Source organism: Nesterenkonia maliinae, from assembly GCF_051262655.1.
Lineage (GTDB): Bacteria > Actinomycetota > Actinomycetes > Actinomycetales > Micrococcaceae > Nesterenkonia.
Genome location: NZ_JBIMEY010000002.1, coordinates 461,849 through 477,745 on the forward strand (window position 1 = coordinate 461,849; position 15,897 = coordinate 477,745).

The window sequence follows — 15,897 nt, forward strand, 5'->3', positions numbered from 1 at the left end:
CGGTGACTTCTCAGCCCGACACCTCTCAGCCCGATCCATCTCAACCCGCGCCGACCGACCCCGAGAACCCACGCCGGACCTTGCTGATGCGCCGGCCGCTCTCCTTCGTGCGGCGCAGCAACCGGCTCAAGCCGAGCTACCAGCGGACCTGGGACGCGGCCCTGGGGGAGGAGCTGCTGGAGATTCCGCACGGAGAGCGCGACACCTCCGTGGCCGAGGACTTCCGCATCGACTGGGCCGCCGAGTTCGGCCGCAGCGCCCCGATCGTCGTGGAGATCGGCTCCGGCTCCGGGGAGGCCGTCGCGCATGCCGCCGCCGCGAACCCGGACACCGACTTCCTGGCCATCGAGGTCTACAAGCCCGGCGCCGCCCAGCTGGTGAGCCGGATCCGCCGGGAGGGGCTGAGCAACGTCCGGGTCGCCGTGGCCAACGCGCCCGAGGTCCTCGATCAGCTCTTCGCCCCCGGTGAGGTCGCCGAGGTCTGGATCTTCTTCCCGGACCCCTGGCACAAGAAGAAGCACAACAAGCGTCGACTCATCGATGAGAGCTTCATCGAACGCGTCGCGCGGGTCCTTCCCGCCGGCGGCGTCTGGCGTCTGGCCACGGACTGGTCCGGCTATGCGGTGCAGATGCGCACCCTCATCGGCGCCTCCACCCAGTTCAGGAACCCGCACGCAGGGGAGCGTGCAGGGGATGCCTCCCCGCTGACCGAGGTCCAACTGCATGACCTGGACGCGATCTCCATGGGCAAGGAGCCGGCACCTCTGGAACCGGAGCAGGCCCGGGACGACGACGGCGGCTGGGCCCCTCGGTTCCACGGGCGCACCCAGACCGATTTCGAGACCAAGGCGCTCGCCGTCGGACGGAAGATCTTCGACCTGACCTTCGTCCGGGAGCAGTAGCGCCTGCGGCCCGGACCGGGGACACTCGCGGCTATACCTATCACTCACTCGCACCTGCACAGTTCCTCCGGCGCCTGCGTCGGGGGAGACACCAAGATTGAGGTACAACACTGATGTCCGAAGAAGAGCCACGCACCCGCAGCCAGCGGCTGGGTCAGGAGACCCGCCGGGTCTCTCGCCAGGCCGGCCAGGCGCTGGGCCAGCTGAACCCGATCTCCCGGTCGACCTACCCGCACAACATCCACCCCGCACTGGTGCCCGGGATCGGCATCGACGAGCAGCGCAGGCGCTACAGCATCGACTGGCTGATCTTCGCGATCACCGGTGTGCTCACCGTGGCCTTCGTGATCTGGGGTGTGGTGAACCCCGCAAGCGTCGGCGAGGTGGCGGGGATCGCCTATGACTGGACCATGGTCCACGCGGGCTGGCTCTTCAACGCCCTGGCCATCGTGGTGCTGGTCTTCCTGCTCATCCTGGCGTTCACCCGCTATGGCAAGATCCCGCTGGGCAAGGATGGGGAGAAGCCCGAGTACTCGACCTTCGCCTGGATCGCGATGCTCTTCGCAGCAGGCATCGGCATCGGTGTGCTCTTCTGGGGGCCGGCTGAGCCGCTGGCGTACTTCCACAACGTACCGGCGCCGCTGGATCACGCACCGGAGTCTGAACAGGCGCTGCACAGCGCCATGGCTCAGACCTACTTCCACTGGGGCCTGCATGCCTGGGGCATCTATGCCCTGGTCGGCGGCGCGGTGGCCTACGCCGCCTACCGCCGCGGCCGGGTGCCGCTGATGTCTGCGATCTTCGAGAAGCTCTTCGGCAAGAAGCACTCCGAAGGCTTCGCCGGTCAGATGATCGACATGTTCGCCATCATCGCCACACTCTTCGGCACGGCCGCGGCGCTGGGCATCGCGGTGATGCAGATCGGCGAGGGCGTGGTGATCGTCGCCGGCGCCTCGGAGCTGACGAACTCCATGATGATCGGCATCATCGCCGTGCTCAGCGCCTGCTTCGTGGTCTCGGCGGTCTCCGGGATCTCGCGCGGCATCCGCTATCTCTCCAGCATCAACATCGTGCTCACCATCGGCGTGATCGCGCTCTTCTTCTTCGCCGGACCCACGCTCTTCCTGCTCAACCTGCTGCCGTCCTCGCTGATGGAGTACTTCGGGACGATGTTCGAGATGATGGGCCGCTCCGCCTCCTGGGGCCAGGACACCCTGGACTTCCAGTCGGCGTGGACGGTCTACTACTGGGCCTGGTGGATCTCCTGGTCGCCCTTCGTGGGCATCTTCATCGCCCGGGTCTCCCGCGGCCGCACCATCCGGCAGTTCATCCTCGGTGTCATCCTGGTTCCCTCCTCGCTGCTCTTCGTGGCCTACGGAGTCATGGGCGGAACCTCCATGTGGCTCTCCCGCGAGGGCCAGGGAGAGGTCAGTCCGGATCTGAGCGCACCCGAGGTGCTCTTCGCCGTCATCGACGCGCTGCCCTTCCTGCAGTGGATGCCGATCGTCGTCGTGGTGATCCTCTCGATCTTCTTCATCACCTCGGCAGACTCCGCCTCCGTGGTGATGGGCATCCTCACCACCCGCGGCGACCAGGACCCGAACAAGATCGTCGTGGTGTTCTGGGGCCTCGTCATGGCCGGTGTGGCCACCGTGATGCTGCTGCTGGGCGAAGGGACCGCGCTGCAGGGTCTGCAGTCTCTGGTGATCGTGACCGCGCTGCCGTTCGCTTTGGTGCTGATCCTGATCATGATCGCCTGGTCACGAGAACTGGCGACCGATCCGCACGCGCTGCGGGAGAAGTATGCCGATCTCGCCGTGAGCAACGCGGTCATCGACGGCGTCCAGCGCTACGGCGACGACTTCGCCATCGAAGTGGTCCCCACCCATCCGGGTGAGGGCGCCGGCGCCGAGGTGGACTCCGAGCACGACGACTACACCGACTGGTACCGGCGCACCGATGAGGACGGGACCCCGGTGGGCTACGACTTCGCCACCGGAGAATGGGCCGACGGCTGGGATCCGGAGACCGGAGAGATCGGCACGGTCGTCGCGGAGCCGAATGGGGCCACCCCGCAGCCGGAGGGGCAGGTGCCCGAGTCCGAGACCGGTCAGACCACCAGCCGGTAGCCGCGCTTGACCACGGTCTTGACCATCGACGGGTCAGGCAGCGCCTGACGCAGCCGTGACACCCACATCTCCAGGGCGTGCTCTGAGCCGCAGTGCGGCAGCACCGCCAGCAGGTGCTCCCTGGAGAGCACGGCCCCCTGGGCCTTCATCAGCGCGCGCATCAGCGCCAGCGGCCCCGGCGCCAGCTGAACCGGGGTGGCGTCTGGATGCGGCAGGTACAGGGTGTCGCCGCTGACCTGGATCTCCCCAGAGCGGGTGTGCAGACGCAGCGCAGAGTCACCCGCCACCGGCTGCTGTGCCGGAATCGCCATGCGCCGATCCTCCCCGTGAGGCCTTCAGTCGAGGCAGCTGCTGGGCCGCCTGGACTCAGGCTAGAGGCAGGGCGTTTCTTCGCTTTGTCGGCGGTGTGACGCTGATATGTCCAGGACTTCTCAGCGGTTCAGCGGGGGCCGCGGCTGGGTCTGCGGGGTCCGCTGCGGGAACGCGCGGCGGGCGAAGATCAGCAGCCCGATCAGCAGCAGTCCCGGCAGGATCCAGCCGGAGAATCCCTGCAGCGTGGCCTGGCGCAGATCCACCGCCACCCCGGCGCTGGCGAACCAGAAGTGCAGGATCGCTGCGGCCGAGATCATCGACTGCGCGAAGGCGGCGGGCCAGATCGAACCCGACTGCATCCGCAGCCAGGCCAGCACCCCGCCGATGATGGTCGCGTAGCCGAGCATCAGCGCCAGCGCCTGGAACACCGGGGTCTGGTCGTAGAAGAACCCGGCGGCGAGCAGCGGCGCGTACCAGAGTCCCGAGACCACACCGGTGAGCACGACGGCGGCGAGCGGGCCCCAGCGCAGCTGCAGCCGCGGGAAGAGATAGCCGCGCCAGCCCATCTCGATCCCGGCGTGGAGGAACACGCCGAGCACCGAGGCGGAGAAGATCACACCGACCTCCACCAGCACACCGGTGGCGATGAACTCCGTGGCGTCCCGGCCCAGCCGGGAGCTCAGATCCTGGACGAAGAGCGGCATCGAGGGGTCGAAGGGATAGAGGCCCAGCGCCCCACCCAGCGGCAGCGCGGCGAGGCTGAAGGCGAAGAACAGCAGCAGACCCAGCACCGACCAGCTCAACAGTCCGCGCACCGGACGCAGCGGGGTGATCCCCAGCGCGTCGGTCACGCTTTGCGGCTTCAACACCCGGGCGGGCTGGTCACTGACGCCTTCAGCTGCGTCCTCATCAGTGCCCGCGCCCTCATCAGTGCCCGCGCCCTCACCAGCATGGTGGCCGTAGAGCACCGCCAGCGGCTGACGCCGTTCCAGCACATAGGCGATCACCGCGGCCAGGGCCGGGGTGAGCATGAACAGGTTGTAGTACACCCCGAGCGGGGCGGTGCTGCGCTCCTCGGGGCTCATCAGCACCAGGGGCAGGCCGATCAACCAGCCCAGGGTCAGGGTCACCAGCACGAAGGTGCTCAGGATGACCAGGGGAGTGCGCGGCGTCGTCGTCAGAGCGGGGGTGGGAACAGTCACGCGATGACCCTACCGGCTCGGGCTGGACTGCTCAGCTGTGGCGAGCGATGAAGAAGAGCCGCCGGAACGGCAGGATGGTCCCGATCCGGGTCGCCGGGTAGGCCTGATGCAGCGCGGCCTTGTACTCGGTGATGAAATCCTCGCGGACATCGCCGGGCAGCGCCTGCAGGACGGGACGCGCGGCGGCGGCCGAGATCCAGTCGAACACCGGATCTTCGCCCTGGAGCACGTGGTGGTAGCGGGTCTCCCAGGCCTCGACCTCCCAGCCGGGCAGGGACACGTCGAGCATGTAGTCGCTCAGCTCGGAGGTGGGCTTGAGCAGCGCATCGGGGTCGATGTGCGTGGCGAAGCGGGGCTTCGCGGCGAACTCGGCGAGCAGCTGGTGACTCGGGGCGCCGAAGTTGCCCGGGACCTGCACCGCCAGGGCGCCGCCGTCAGCGACGTTGTCCATGATGGACGGGAGCAGCTCGCGGTGCTCGGGGATCCACTGGAGCGCGGCGTTGGAGACGATCAGGTCCGCCTTCTCCTCGAGCTGGAGGTCCCGGATGTCGGCACGGGCGTAGGAGATCCGGTCGTCGTCGGTGGCCTCGCTGGCCCGCTGGAGCATCTCTTCAGAGGAGTCGATCCCGGTGATCCAGGCCTTGGGCCACATCCCGCGCAGCACCGGCATCCCGTTGCCCGGACCGCATCCGAGGTCGACGATCCGATCGGCCTGGGGGGCTCGCACGCGCTGGAGCAGGTCGATGAAGGGCTGGGTGCGTTCGGAGGCGTAGGTCAGATACGCCCCCGGGTTCCACTGGGTACTGGGCATGATTCGAGTCTAAATCGCCGTGTTCGAGACCCGCGCGGGTCTCGACACAATCCGACACCGGGTCGCCTGGACTGTGGAGGGTGGTGTATCCGTGGGCGCTCCTCGCGGCGCGCCGGTTGTGGGATTAATGAGAACGACTTGCAATTAGAGTGGGGTTAAATAAGAATGATTCGCATGAACACCAAACATCTCACTCTTCCCTCTGTCTTCCTGATCTCCGCCCTCGCCCTCACCGCCTGTGCCGATGGCGCCTCCGGAGGTCCCGGGTCAGACGAACCCGACGCCGCCGAGAGCGGGGGCGCCGCGTCCGGCGAGCCCGCCGCCGTCGAATCCTCCGTCGAGTCCACCAGCGAGCCCGCCGTCGAACCCTCCGATCGGGAGACGCATGAAGCCGGTGGGCCGAGTCCGCGGCTGGCGATCACCTATGACGGCGGAGTCTCCGTGCTCGACGGCGCGACCCTGGAGGTGCTCAGCCAGGATGAGGCTGAGGGCTTCGTCCGGGTGAACCCGGCCGGGGATGGTCGGCACTTCTTCCTCACCGAGGGGGAGAGCTTCCGACTGATCGACGGCGGCACCTGGGGCGAGCCGCACGGCGATCACGATCACTTCTACACCACCGATCCCCACGTCAGCGACATCACCGTGGACGGTCCCGCTCCGGGCCACGTGGTCTCCCACGACGGCATCGGAACGCTCTTCTTCGACGGCAACGGTGAGATCCACAGCTATGACCTCGCTGATCTGGACGTCGAGAGCCCGCTGGAGACCGAGGTGGCCGAGACCGAGGAGGCGCACCACGGCGTCGCCGTGGTCTTCCCCGACGGCGGCCGCTTCGAGACCCTGGGCAACGAGGACGAGCGCAACGGCGCACGGGTCCTCGACGCCGAGGGGGAAGAGATCGTCAGCAGCGAAGAATGCCCCGGCGTGCACGGTGAAGCGGCCGGGTCCGACGGCATGCTGGCCGTGGGCTGTGAGGACGGCGTACTGACCTTCGACGGCGCCGAGTTCACCAAGATCCAGGCCGACGAGGAGTATGCCCGCATCGGGAACCTCTTCCCGGCCGAGGACTCCCCGATCTTCCTGGGTGACTACAACCTGGACGAGGAGGGCGAGGAGCCGATGACCGAGGTGGCCCTGGTCGACACCGCCAGTGGGGAGATCTCGACCGTCGACGTCGAGGCCCCCTACAACTTCCGCTCCCTCGCCCGAGGCCCGCAGGGTGAGGCCCTGGTCCTGGCCGAGGACGGCGTGCTGCATGTGATCGACCCAGAGACCGGGGAGCACACCGACCAGCTGGAGATCATGCAGGAGTGGACCGAGCCCGAGGAGTGGCAGGAGCCGCGCCCGGCCATCCGCGTGGTGGATGACATCGCCTACGTCACCGAGCCCGATGCGCAGACGCTGCACATGGTGGACCTCGGTTCCATGGAGATCATCAATTCAGCCGAGCTGGACTTCACCCCGAATGAGATCGCGGCGGTCGATGGTCGCACGGCCGAGGGTGCTGAAGATCACGAGGGCGAGCACGCTGCGGAGGAGGACGAAGAGGTCGACGACGCAGAGGTCGATGAAGAAGCCGATCACGAGGATCACGATCACTGATCGCTGGCGCGCGTGAGGCCTGAGGCTGACTTCTCAGCGCCGCGAGTCCAGCGGGCTCTCCGCGTTTGAGTCGTTCCCGGATTCCACGGCTGAGTCCACCGGAAGGGTCGGAGGCACTGTGTCTCCGGCCCTTCTGCGTGCCGCCGCCGCGGTCCACCAGGCTCCGCCGATGATCATCGCGCAGCCCACCAGCTGCCAGGTGCTGGGGATGTCGGCGAAGAGCACCGCCGCCAGCGCCACGGCGAAGACCGCTGAGAGCAGCATCAAGGTGCTCGAGGCGGTCTCGGAGATCGCAGTCATCGCCACGTTGAAGCACAGGTAGGTGAGCACCTGACCCACGAAGGCCAGGGCGATCATCGCGCCCCAGCCCTGCAGTCCCTGCGGCACCTCGAGCCGCCCCAGTCCGGTCGCGGTCAGCGCGGTGGTCACCCCCGCGGAGAGGCAGACCAGGCTGAGGATCGTGAACGGCGCCGATCTGTGCCGCCGCGGCTCCTTCGGTGCGGTGCGTCGGATGATCGCCAGGTAGAGCGCATATCCAGTGCCCGCGGCGAGTCCCGCGAGCACCCCCGCGAGCTGCAGATTCTCCAGATCCAGGGCCCCCGCGGTGAGCGCGACCCCGGCGAGCATCAGCGGGATGATCAGCGCGAGCTGGCGCATCGGCCGCACGCCCTCCATCGCCCAGGCGATCAGCGGCAGGATCACGACCTGCACGTTGATCAGCACGGTCGCGATCCCGGGACCGATCATGGTGATCGAGGTGTTGTAGAAGCTGTAGTCCACGCCGAGGGCGACGCCGGCGATCAGCGCACCGATCATGGTGCGGCGCGAGAGGCTCGCCCTGCCCCTGCGGCGCAGCAGCTCCCAGGCCGCCAGCGGCAGCAGCATCGGCACCGCGAGCAGGCAGCGCCAGGCCGCGACGCTGAGCGGTTCGCCGTCGATGGCGGAGATCATGGCGGCCGAGCCGGCCATCGCCAGGGTGCCCACCACCATCAGGGCGACGCCGCGTGCGGGAGTCATCATCAAGCTGGTCAGGACTTCACGAGCCGGCGGATGGCAGCGGTGGCCTCCTGGAGCTTCGCCTCGCCCTCATCGCCGCCGGCGGCCACCGCGTCGGCCACGCAGTGCCGCAGGTGATCCTCCAGCAGTGCCATGGCGACGTTCTCCAGGGCTGCCGTGGTGGCGCTGATCTGGGTGAGGATGTCGATGCAGTAGGTGTCCTCGTCCACCATCCGGTGGATCCCTCGAGCCTGCCCCTCGATCCGGCGCAGTCGGGACAGGTATTTGTCCTTCTGTGTCATATACCCGTGGTGGTGCTCATGAGCCGGGGCCTGAGACGGGGTCTCAGCCCGGGTCTGGGCCGGCATCTCGGTGGGGGTGTCGAGCGCTGCGTCGTCCATGGATCCTCCTCAGGTGGCCAAGGCCACCACTATATGAGCCGTCTTCCCTAAATATACCCTTAGGGGGTATATTTGCGAATGTTCCTGCACCACCGATTCATCACCCGAGGAGCCCATCATGACTGAGACCCGCCGATACAGCGTCACCGGAATGTCCTGCGGCCACTGCGAAGGCGCCGTCCGGGCAGAGGTGGAGCAGCTGCCAGGAGTCTCAGGTCTTCAGGTCAGCGCCGAGACGGGCAGCCTGGAGATCGCGGTGACGGACGGCGCCGGACTCACCGACGACGCCGTGCTCGCCGCCGTGGACGAGGCTGGCTACGACGCCGTTCGCCAGTCGTGAGCGCAGCAGACACCCCCGCTGGTCTCGCGACCGGCACCGAACGCATCGACCTCGAGATCGGTGGGATGACCTGCGCCGCCTGTGCCCAGCGGGTCGAACGGCGGCTCAACAAGCTCGACGGCGTCACCGCCACCGTGAACTACGCCACCGAGAAGGCCGCGGTGCAGGTCACGGACCCCGCCGCCCAGGACACAGCTGTCCATGACACAGCTGCCCGCGACGCCGCCGTCGCGCAGCTCATCGCAGCGGTGGAGAAGACCGGATACAGCGCCCGGGAGCCCGAGCCGCTCAGCGAAGAGCCCTCCGCCGCCGGCCCGGCCGCCCGGGAGCTGGTGGGGCTGCGCCGTCGTCTGCTGATCTCTGCGGTGCTCACCGTGCCCGTCGTGCTGCTCGCCATGATCCCCGCGCTGCAGTTCCCGTGGTGGAACTGGGTCTCGCTGGCGCTGACCCTGCCGGTGGTGCTCTGGGCCGGATGGCCCTTCCACCGCGCCGCGGCGCTGAACGCCCGCTCCGGAGCGGCCACGATGGACACGCTCATCTCGTTGGGCACGCTCGCGGCGCTGCTCTGGTCGCTCTACGCGATGATCTTCGGCGCGGCCGGCGACCCGCGGCTGCGCCATGAGTTCGTGTTCTTCGCCGAGCCGCCCTGGGCCTCCGGCGCCGCCCACCAGATGGGTGCCGCCACCATCTACTTCGAGGTCGCCGCCGCGGTCACCGTCTTCCTGCTGCTGGGCAGATACTTCGAGAAGCGCTCGAAGTCCCGCGCAGGCCAGGCGCTGCGCTCGCTGCTGAACATGGGCGCCAAAGAGGTCGCCGTGCTGCGCGACGGCGCCGAGGTGCTCATCCCGGTCCGCCAGCTCACCGTGGGGGACGAGTTCATCGTGCGCCCGGGGGAGAAGATCGCGACCGACGGCACCGTGGTCACCGGCGCATCCGCGGTGGACATGTCGATGCTCACCGGTGAATCTGTGCCGGTGGAGGTCGCCGAGGGCGACAGCGTCACCGGTGCCACGGTGAACTCCTCCGGGCGGCTGATCATCCGCGCCACACGGGTCGGCGCCGACACCCAGCTGGCCCAGATGGCCCGCCTGGTGGAGGAGGCGCAGTCGGGGAAGGCGCACGTCCAGCGGCTCGCCGACCGGATCTCAGCGATCTTCGTGCCCATCGTGCTGGTCATCTCGCTGCTCACCCTGCTGCTGTGGCTCGTCCTCGGTCCGTCGGCGGAGTTCGCGTTCACCGCCGCGGTGGCGGTGCTGATCATCGCCTGCCCGTGCGCGCTCGGGCTGGCCACCCCCACCGCGCTGCTGGTGGGCACCGGCCGCGGCGCGCAGCTGGGCATCCTGATCCGTGGCCCCGAGGTGCTTGAGGCCTCGCGCGGCATCGACACCGTGGTCCTGGACAAGACCGGCACGGTGACCACGGGCGCGATGGAGCTCGCCGCGATGCATTCGGCCCGGGCGTGGTCGCTGCGCAACGATCAGAATGCGACCGACGACGACGCCGAGCTGCTCCGTCTCGCCGGCGCGCTGGAGTCGGCCTCCGAACACCCGATCGCCCGCGCCGTGACCAATGCGGCGCGTGAGACGCTCGGCTCGACCTCTGGCAAGCTGCCTCAGGCGAGTGACTTCACAAACCATCAGGGCTACGGGGTCTCCGGCGTCGTCTCGGGACACACCGTAATGGTGGGTCGCAGCAAGCTGCTTCGGCAGCAGGGGATCGACCTCCCGGACGAGGTGGCCGGGCTGCTCGCCCAGGCCGAGTCGCAGGGGTCCACCCCGGTGCTGGTCGCGGTGGACGGGGACTTCGCCGGAGTGCTGATCGTCTCGGACGCGGTCAAGGACACCTCGGCCGAGGCTGTCGCCCGGTTCGCCGCGATGGGTCTCTCGACGGTGCTGCTGACCGGCGACAACGCCGGCGCCGCCCATCGGGTGGCCGCCGAGGTGGGCATCGAGGAGGTCATCGCGGAGGCGCTGCCGCAGGACAAGGTGGCGGCCATCGTCAGGCTCCAGGAGCAGGGCCGGACCGTGGCGATGGTCGGCGACGGCGTCAACGACGCGGCCGCGCTCGCCCAGGCCGATCTCGGCATCGCCATGGGAACAGGCACCGATGTCGCGATGAACGCCGCCGGCATCACCGTCATGCGCGGTGACCTGCGCTCGGTCGCCGATTCCCTGGCGCTCTCGCGTCGGACCCTGCGTGTGATCAGGTCCAACCTGTTCTGGGCCTTCGGCTACAACGTGGCCGCCATCCCGCTCGCCGCACTGGGTCTGCTGAATCCGATGCTCGCAGGCGCCGCGATGGTCTTCTCCTCGCTCTCGGTGGTGGGCAACAGCCTGCGCCTGCGCGGGTTCAAAGGCGTCTGAGGAGGGGTCCAGAGGGCGTCAGGGCCCCGGACCGTCGAACAACTGTCTAGGATAAGGCCATGTTGAAGCCATTTCGCCAGGTCGACGTCTTCGGTGACGCACCATTCATGGGCAACCCGGTTGCAGTGATCGCTGAGGCCGAGGGTCTCAGTGACGAACAGATGCGGACCATCTCGCGCTGGACGAACCTGTCCGAGTGCACCTTCCTGCTTCCGCCGACCACTCCCGAGGCGGACTACCGGGTGCGGATCTTCGCCCTGGACAAGGAGCTGCCCTTCGCGGGGCACCCCACCCTGGGTACGACTCGCGCATGGTTGGACCTCGGGAATGAGCCGAGATCGGCCGGCGTCGTCGTCCAGGAGTGTGAAGTGGGCCTGGTGCCGGTGCAGATCGGTGACGAGACGCTGTCCTTCGGCGCCCCCGGGCTGGTCCGTTCCGGCCCGATCCCGAAGGCGGCCCGCGAGATGCTCACCGACGCGCTCGGCCTGAGCGCGGAGCAGGTGGTGGATGCGGCCTGGGTGGACAACGGTCCCGGGTGGGTCGCACTGCTGCTGGACAGCGTCGAGACCGTGCTCGGGGTGACCCCGGACCTGAGCCGGATCACCGATCCGGAGTACCAGTTCGTGGGCGTGGCGGCGCTGCAGCCCGAGGCTGCTGACACCGATCTCGAAGTGCGGGCCTTCTTCCCCGACGACGCCGGGGCGCTGCGCGAGGATCCGGTCACCGGCAGCCTGAACGCCTCGGTGGCGCAGTGGCTGGAGTACTCCGGCAAGATGTCCCCGCCCTATGTTGCCAGCCAGGGCACGGTGCTGGATCGCCGCGGCCGGGTCCACATCGAGGGCGAGGGTGAGGCGCTGTGGGTCGGCGGCCGGACCGACGTCGTGCTCAGCGGGACCATCGACGTGGGGGAGCCGGCGGCATCGGTCTGACCTTGGAAAGGCTGCTCCTGGGAGTCGGTCTGCTGGCGATGGTCACGCTGGTGCTGTTCACGCTGGTGATGTCCGCGGGTCCGCAGTACCGAGCTCCGGAGGATGGGACGCATGACTGATCGCGCAGGGCCCGGGGCACCGCCCGTGGCGATCCGACGTCCGCGTCCCGAGGATGCCGACCAAATCGCGTCGGTCCACGTGGCCACATGGAAGGAGGCCTACGCGAATCTGCTGCCTGAGGGGTTCTTCACCGAGGATCACGCGCGCATGCGCCGCGAGATGTGGACGCGGATCCTGAGCGACCCGCGGGAGGAATGGACCATCCGCGTGGCAGAGTTCGACGGCGAGATCATCGGCTTCGCGATGGCGGGGCTGGTCCAGGAGGCGGCTGAGTCGCCCGCCCGTCCCAGTCCTTCCCGCTCGCCCGCGCCTCCCACCCCTCCGGCGCGTGAGCTCTACACGCTGTATGTCCTGCGCAGCCATCACGGCGGAGGCACGGGTCAGGCGCTGCTGGACGCGACGATCGGGGCTGGGACGGAGTCTGAGTCTGAGTCTGAGTCTGAGCCGGAGTCAGCGTCGGTGAGTCTGTGGGTGGCGAAGCAGAATCCGCGGGCGATCGCCTTTTACCTCCGCAATGGGTTCCGCTTTGACGGGACGGAAAAGCAGGACCCGGGCGCTCCGGCCATCACGGACGCCAGGATGGTGCGTCTCTGACGAGTACAGTCCCCGCGCGCGTTTTTCGACGCCAAATGCGACCAAATTGGTATCGATGGAACCATTGAGATCCATCCTGTTCGAAGATATATTCGAACCATGCAGGTTGCACTCACTGATCCGAATGCGGAGCCGCTGCGGGAGTCCCAGCGGCAGCTGAATCGGGTCCAGGCTGAGCAGCTGAGGCTGCTCGTGAGCTACGTGGAGCACTTCCTGCGAGAGGTCGAGATGACCGAGCCTGAGCTTGTGCGCACCACCCGAGGGCGCGCGACCGCCGAGTCGGCGGCCATCATGAACGCCGCGGAAGCCTTGGGAGCCGGCGAGGGTCACGTCCACACCCAGTACCAGCAGGCCTGCTTCGCTCGGCAGCACCTGCCGCGGGTATGGGGCGCCGTGCGCGCCGGAGATGTTCCCGTACGTTCCCTGGTTCGTGTCATCTCCGCGGCCGACCGGCTCGTGTCACCGATCCACCGCGAACGCCTCGACGTCGCCGCTGCGGACTACGCGCTGACGCACCGCCCCGCGCGGCTGAGCGCCTGGCTGAACCGCTATGTGGCTCGAACAGAGCCGGATCAGCATCTCCATCGGTGTCGGCGCAGCCATGCCGAACGTCGGGTCTGGCTGGAGCACCTGGAGGACGGGGTCAGCATCCTCCACGCGATGCTGCCCACCCTCACCGCAGAGGCCATCAAGAACCGGCTCGTCGATGTTGCGCGGAGCCCGAAGCAGGATGTTCCCTACGATCCGTGCGTCGAACGGCCCGTGATGGAGAGCCCTGGTGAGAGCGGGGAGCTCGGTGGCGCCGGCACGACGCCGGGCATCGGTGGCGCCGCGCCGACCGGCGGTCCGGGTCGATTCGACTGGCTGGGCCTCGCCTCTGAGGGGTCCGAGGGCGGAGTGGATCTCGGGCGGGAGGCTGCGACCCCAGCACCAGTGGAGGGTCTCGCCGCGGCGGCCAGCGAGGGGTCCGGCGGTCTCGTTCCAGCCCCGATGAGCCGAGAAGCCGGGGATCCCAGGACACAGGCCCAGCGGGAAGCAGACCTCGTCGCCAACTGGCTCCTCACCGGGCAGACCGAGGCTGGGATTCCGATCAACGCACACGTCGGAATCCTGATCGAGCCCGCGACGCTCATGAGCGGTTCGGATCGACCAGCGATCAGCCGAAACCGCCGGCACACCTATCCTGCCGAGATGATCCGGCGAATCATCCTCAGCGAGGAACATCAGATCATTTGGACTCCGGTGCCGATCTCGAAACAAAGACCCGATCCTCCCGCCGTGACGTTCACCCCACCCGACACGCGGCCTGAGCGAACCGAATCACCCGCCGCCACCGCCACCGCCGCACCCACCGACCCGCCGGTCGCCACCACGCTCACCGAGCCGCCGGTGGCCACCACACCCACCGGGCCGCCGGTCGGAGCGCTCGGACCTCTCCATCGGGTCTACGAAAGCCGGTTCGTGCCTCAGCTCCTTCGCCGGGCCATCGAGTTCCGAGATGGGACCTGCCAGGCACCGGGCTGCATGGTGGCCGCCGAGCACTGCGACATCGATCATCAGATTCCATGGCCGCACGGTGAGACCACCGCCGCGAACCTGTGGGCGCTGTGCCGCAAGCATCATCGGCTCAAGACAGCGGGATTCCTGGATGTCCCTCAGGATCGACCACCTCCGACGAACCCGTAAGCTGGGCAGTCACCGCCCGATGACCCGCCCAAAGCTATGCGAGCAGACTGCCGACAGCCCCGCCCGGGGTGCTCGCCGCCACGAAGGACCCCATGACCGACGAATACCGGCTTTCCGCCGCCAGCCTGACCTCGGGGTATGAGGAGCGGCAGGTGCTTGAAGACCTGACCATCAGGATTCCGGACGGGTCCTTCACGGTCATCATGGGCCCCAACGCCTGCGGGAAGTCCACGCTCCTGCGCAGTCTGGCCCGGCTGATCAAGCCCACCGGCGGACAGGTCCTGCTCGACGGGGAGTCCATCTTCAACATGCCCACCAAGGAGCTCGCCCGCACGGTGGGGCTGCTTCCGCAGTCCGCGATCGCGCCGGACGGGATCACCGTCTTCGACCTGGTCTCACGTGGACGTCACCCGCACCAGCACATGTTCAAACGCTGGGGCCACGAGGACGAGGCGGCCGTGCGCTCAGCGTTGGAGAACACCGGAATGACCCAGCTTGCCAGCCGTGAGGTCGATGCCCTCTCCGGGGGTCAGCGCCAGCGCGCGTGGATCGCGATGGCGCTCGCCCAGGAGACTCCGCTGCTGCTGCTCGATGAGCCGACCACCTATCTCGACATCGCGCACCAGATCGAGATCCTCGAACTCTGCTCGCGCCTCCAGCGAGAGGGCCGCACCCTGGTCGCCGTGCTCCACGACATCAACCAGGTGCTGCGCTACGCCTCCCACATCGTCGCGATGAAGGACGGCCGCATCGCCGCCGAGGGAACCGCCGAGCAGGTCGGCACCGAAGAAACGATCCGCAGCGTCTTCGGCGTCGACTCTCTCGTCATCGAAGACCCCGAGACCGGCAAGCCGCTGATGATCCCCAAGGCCCCGGTGCACTGAGCCTTCCGTCCGGCGTCGAGAGCGTGTGAAACTGCTGGGCAGCGGAGAGGAACGCTCAGGAGGGCACAGTGGGCAATCTCATCTATTTCATGCTGGTCTCAGCAGATGGCTACGTCGCCGATCGGTCGGGTGACTTCCAGTGGGGTGAGCCCGATGAAGAAGTCATGGAGGCCATCAATGACCAGACCCGCCAGATCGGCACCTACCTCTACGGGCGGAAGATTTATGAGCTGATGAGCGTCTGGGAGACGGATCCCTCGTTGGCCGAGGGGTCCGTGCAGTCGGCTGAGTTTGCCAAGATCTGGACCGCGGCCGAGAAGATCGTCTATTCCACGACGCTCACCGAGGCCACCACCAGACGCACCAGGATCGAGCGCGAATTCGACCCCGCGGAGGTTCAGCGAATCAAGGAGGCCAGCGTCGCGGATCTCACGATCGAGGGCCCCACACTCGCCGCGCACGCGCTGCGCCATGGCCTTGTCGATGAGATCCACATGCTGGTCTGTCCTCTGGTGCTCGGTGGCGGCCTGTCCATGCTTCCGGGGCTGAGGATGGAGCTGACTCTGCGCGACGAGCACCGATTCAGCAGCGGAATGGTGCAGCTCAGCTATGCCGTGAGGCGCTGA

15 protein-coding genes are annotated in these 15,897 nt (G+C 68.0%); 10 read left to right on the forward strand and 5 right to left on the reverse strand.

The features are described 5' to 3' along the window. The first annotated feature begins 2 nt into the window (after nucleotides 1-2). Nucleotides 3-902, forward strand: a complete 900-nt coding sequence (trmB, locus tag ACHAA4_RS06600) for a tRNA (guanosine(46)-N7)-methyltransferase TrmB (protein WP_435773395.1) — start codon at nucleotides 3-5, stop codon at nucleotides 900-902. Nucleotides 903-1,015: 113 nt separating this feature from the next. After that, the gene (locus tag ACHAA4_RS06605; RefSeq protein WP_435773396.1) at nucleotides 1,016-3,031 is read left to right on the forward strand and encodes a BCCT family transporter; all 2,016 of its coding nucleotides are present in this window, start codon (nucleotides 1,016-1,018) and stop codon (nucleotides 3,029-3,031) included. Here the strand turns inward: ACHAA4_RS06605 and ACHAA4_RS06610 are convergent. The 3 genes from ACHAA4_RS06610 to ACHAA4_RS06620 all read right to left on the reverse strand — a co-directional run bounded on the left by ACHAA4_RS06610 (nucleotide 3,013) and on the right by ACHAA4_RS06620 (nucleotide 5,356). Continuing rightward, on the reverse strand, nucleotides 3,013-3,342 hold the full coding sequence (locus ACHAA4_RS06610) for a winged helix-turn-helix domain-containing protein (protein WP_435773397.1): 330 nt from the start codon (nucleotides 3,340-3,342) through the stop codon (nucleotides 3,013-3,015). The genes ACHAA4_RS06605 and ACHAA4_RS06610 overlap by 19 nt on opposite strands. A gap of 120 nt (nucleotides 3,343-3,462) precedes the next feature. Next, nucleotides 3,463-4,545 carry a CPBP family intramembrane glutamic endopeptidase gene (locus ACHAA4_RS06615; protein ID WP_435773398.1) on the reverse strand — a complete coding sequence of 361 codons (1,083 nt, stop codon included), beginning with the start codon at nucleotides 4,543-4,545 and terminating at the stop codon, nucleotides 3,463-3,465. 31 nt (nucleotides 4,546-4,576) lie between these two features. Further along, complete coding sequence (locus ACHAA4_RS06620) at nucleotides 4,577-5,356, reverse strand: methyltransferase domain-containing protein (RefSeq protein ID WP_435773399.1); 780 nt, start codon at nucleotides 5,354-5,356, stop codon at nucleotides 4,577-4,579. Between the two features lie 174 nt (nucleotides 5,357-5,530). Here ACHAA4_RS06620 and ACHAA4_RS06625 point away from each other — a divergent pair, with 174 nt between their 5' ends. Continuing rightward, nucleotides 5,531-6,958 (forward strand): hypothetical protein, encoded by a 1,428-nt coding sequence (locus ACHAA4_RS06625; protein WP_435773400.1) that lies wholly within the window; start codon nucleotides 5,531-5,533, stop codon nucleotides 6,956-6,958. Nucleotides 6,959-6,991: 33 nt separating this feature from the next. On the opposite strand, the gene ACHAA4_RS06630 is transcribed toward ACHAA4_RS06625, so the two are convergent. Then, nucleotides 6,992-7,978 (reverse strand): DMT family transporter, encoded by a 987-nt coding sequence (locus tag ACHAA4_RS06630; protein WP_435773401.1) that lies wholly within the window; start codon nucleotides 7,976-7,978, stop codon nucleotides 6,992-6,994. Between the two features lie 8 nt (nucleotides 7,979-7,986). Continuing rightward, nucleotides 7,987-8,322, reverse strand: coding sequence for a metal-sensitive transcriptional regulator (locus tag ACHAA4_RS06635; RefSeq protein ID WP_435773461.1), 336 nt, complete (start codon nucleotides 8,320-8,322; stop codon nucleotides 7,987-7,989). Nucleotides 8,323-8,473: 151 nt separating this feature from the next. On the opposite strand from ACHAA4_RS06635, the gene ACHAA4_RS06640 reads away from it, so the two are divergent. From ACHAA4_RS06640 to ACHAA4_RS06670, 7 genes are all read left to right on the forward strand, one after another. After that, the gene (locus ACHAA4_RS06640) at nucleotides 8,474-8,695 is read left to right on the forward strand and encodes a heavy-metal-associated domain-containing protein (protein WP_435773402.1); all 222 of its coding nucleotides are present in this window, start codon (nucleotides 8,474-8,476) and stop codon (nucleotides 8,693-8,695) included. A 65-nt stretch (nucleotides 8,696-8,760) separates the two neighbouring features. Further along, nucleotides 8,761-11,058, forward strand: coding sequence for a heavy metal translocating P-type ATPase (locus ACHAA4_RS06645; protein WP_435773462.1), 2,298 nt, complete (start codon nucleotides 8,761-8,763; stop codon nucleotides 11,056-11,058). A 59-nt stretch (nucleotides 11,059-11,117) separates the two neighbouring features. Next, entirely contained in the window at nucleotides 11,118-11,987 is an 870-nt protein-coding gene (locus ACHAA4_RS06650) for a PhzF family phenazine biosynthesis protein (RefSeq protein WP_435773403.1), read from the forward strand. A 111-nt stretch (nucleotides 11,988-12,098) separates the two neighbouring features. Beyond that, entirely contained in the window at nucleotides 12,099-12,701 is a 603-nt protein-coding gene (locus tag ACHAA4_RS06655; RefSeq protein WP_435773404.1) for a GNAT family N-acetyltransferase, read from the forward strand. A gap of 99 nt (nucleotides 12,702-12,800) precedes the next feature. Further along, complete coding sequence (locus ACHAA4_RS06660) at nucleotides 12,801-14,387, forward strand: HNH endonuclease signature motif containing protein (RefSeq protein ID WP_435773405.1); 1,587 nt, start codon at nucleotides 12,801-12,803, stop codon at nucleotides 14,385-14,387. A 92-nt stretch (nucleotides 14,388-14,479) separates the two neighbouring features. Continuing rightward, nucleotides 14,480-15,271, forward strand: a complete 792-nt coding sequence (locus tag ACHAA4_RS06665) for an ABC transporter ATP-binding protein (RefSeq protein ID WP_435773406.1) — start codon at nucleotides 14,480-14,482, stop codon at nucleotides 15,269-15,271. Between the two features lie 68 nt (nucleotides 15,272-15,339). Next, entirely contained in the window at nucleotides 15,340-15,897 is a 558-nt protein-coding gene (locus ACHAA4_RS06670; RefSeq protein ID WP_435773407.1) for a dihydrofolate reductase family protein, read from the forward strand.

What these genes read in the sequence shown, in the direction of transcription:
- ACHAA4_RS06650 (WP_435773403.1), top strand. Translation starts at nt 11,118, where the DNA reads ATGTTGAAGCCATTTCGCCAGGTCGACGTCTTCGGTGACGCACCATTC.
- ACHAA4_RS06655 (WP_435773404.1), top strand. Translation starts at nt 12,099, where the DNA reads ATGACTGATCGCGCAGGGCCCGGGGCACCGCCCGTGGCGATCCGACGT.
- ACHAA4_RS06620 (WP_435773399.1), bottom strand. Translation starts at nt 5,356, where the DNA reads ATGCCCAGTACCCAGTGGAACCCGGGGGCGTATCTGACCTACGCCTCC.
- ACHAA4_RS06605 (WP_435773396.1), top strand. Translation starts at nt 1,016, where the DNA reads ATGTCCGAAGAAGAGCCACGCACCCGCAGCCAGCGGCTGGGTCAGGAG.
- ACHAA4_RS06625 (WP_435773400.1), top strand. Translation starts at nt 5,531, where the DNA reads ATGAACACCAAACATCTCACTCTTCCCTCTGTCTTCCTGATCTCCGCC.
- ACHAA4_RS06610 (WP_435773397.1), bottom strand. Translation starts at nt 3,342, where the DNA reads ATGGCGATTCCGGCACAGCAGCCGGTGGCGGGTGACTCTGCGCTGCGT.
- ACHAA4_RS06630 (WP_435773401.1), bottom strand. Translation starts at nt 7,978, where the DNA reads ATGATGACTCCCGCACGCGGCGTCGCCCTGATGGTGGTGGGCACCCTG.
- ACHAA4_RS06635 (WP_435773461.1), bottom strand. Translation starts at nt 8,322, where the DNA reads ATGCCGGCCCAGACCCGGGCTGAGACCCCGTCTCAGGCCCCGGCTCAT.
- ACHAA4_RS06660 (WP_435773405.1), top strand. Translation starts at nt 12,801, where the DNA reads ATGCAGGTTGCACTCACTGATCCGAATGCGGAGCCGCTGCGGGAGTCC.
- ACHAA4_RS06640 (WP_435773402.1), top strand. Translation starts at nt 8,474, where the DNA reads ATGACTGAGACCCGCCGATACAGCGTCACCGGAATGTCCTGCGGCCAC.
- ACHAA4_RS06665 (WP_435773406.1), top strand. Translation starts at nt 14,480, where the DNA reads ATGACCGACGAATACCGGCTTTCCGCCGCCAGCCTGACCTCGGGGTAT.
- ACHAA4_RS06645 (WP_435773462.1), top strand. Translation starts at nt 8,761, where the DNA reads ATGACCTGCGCCGCCTGTGCCCAGCGGGTCGAACGGCGGCTCAACAAG.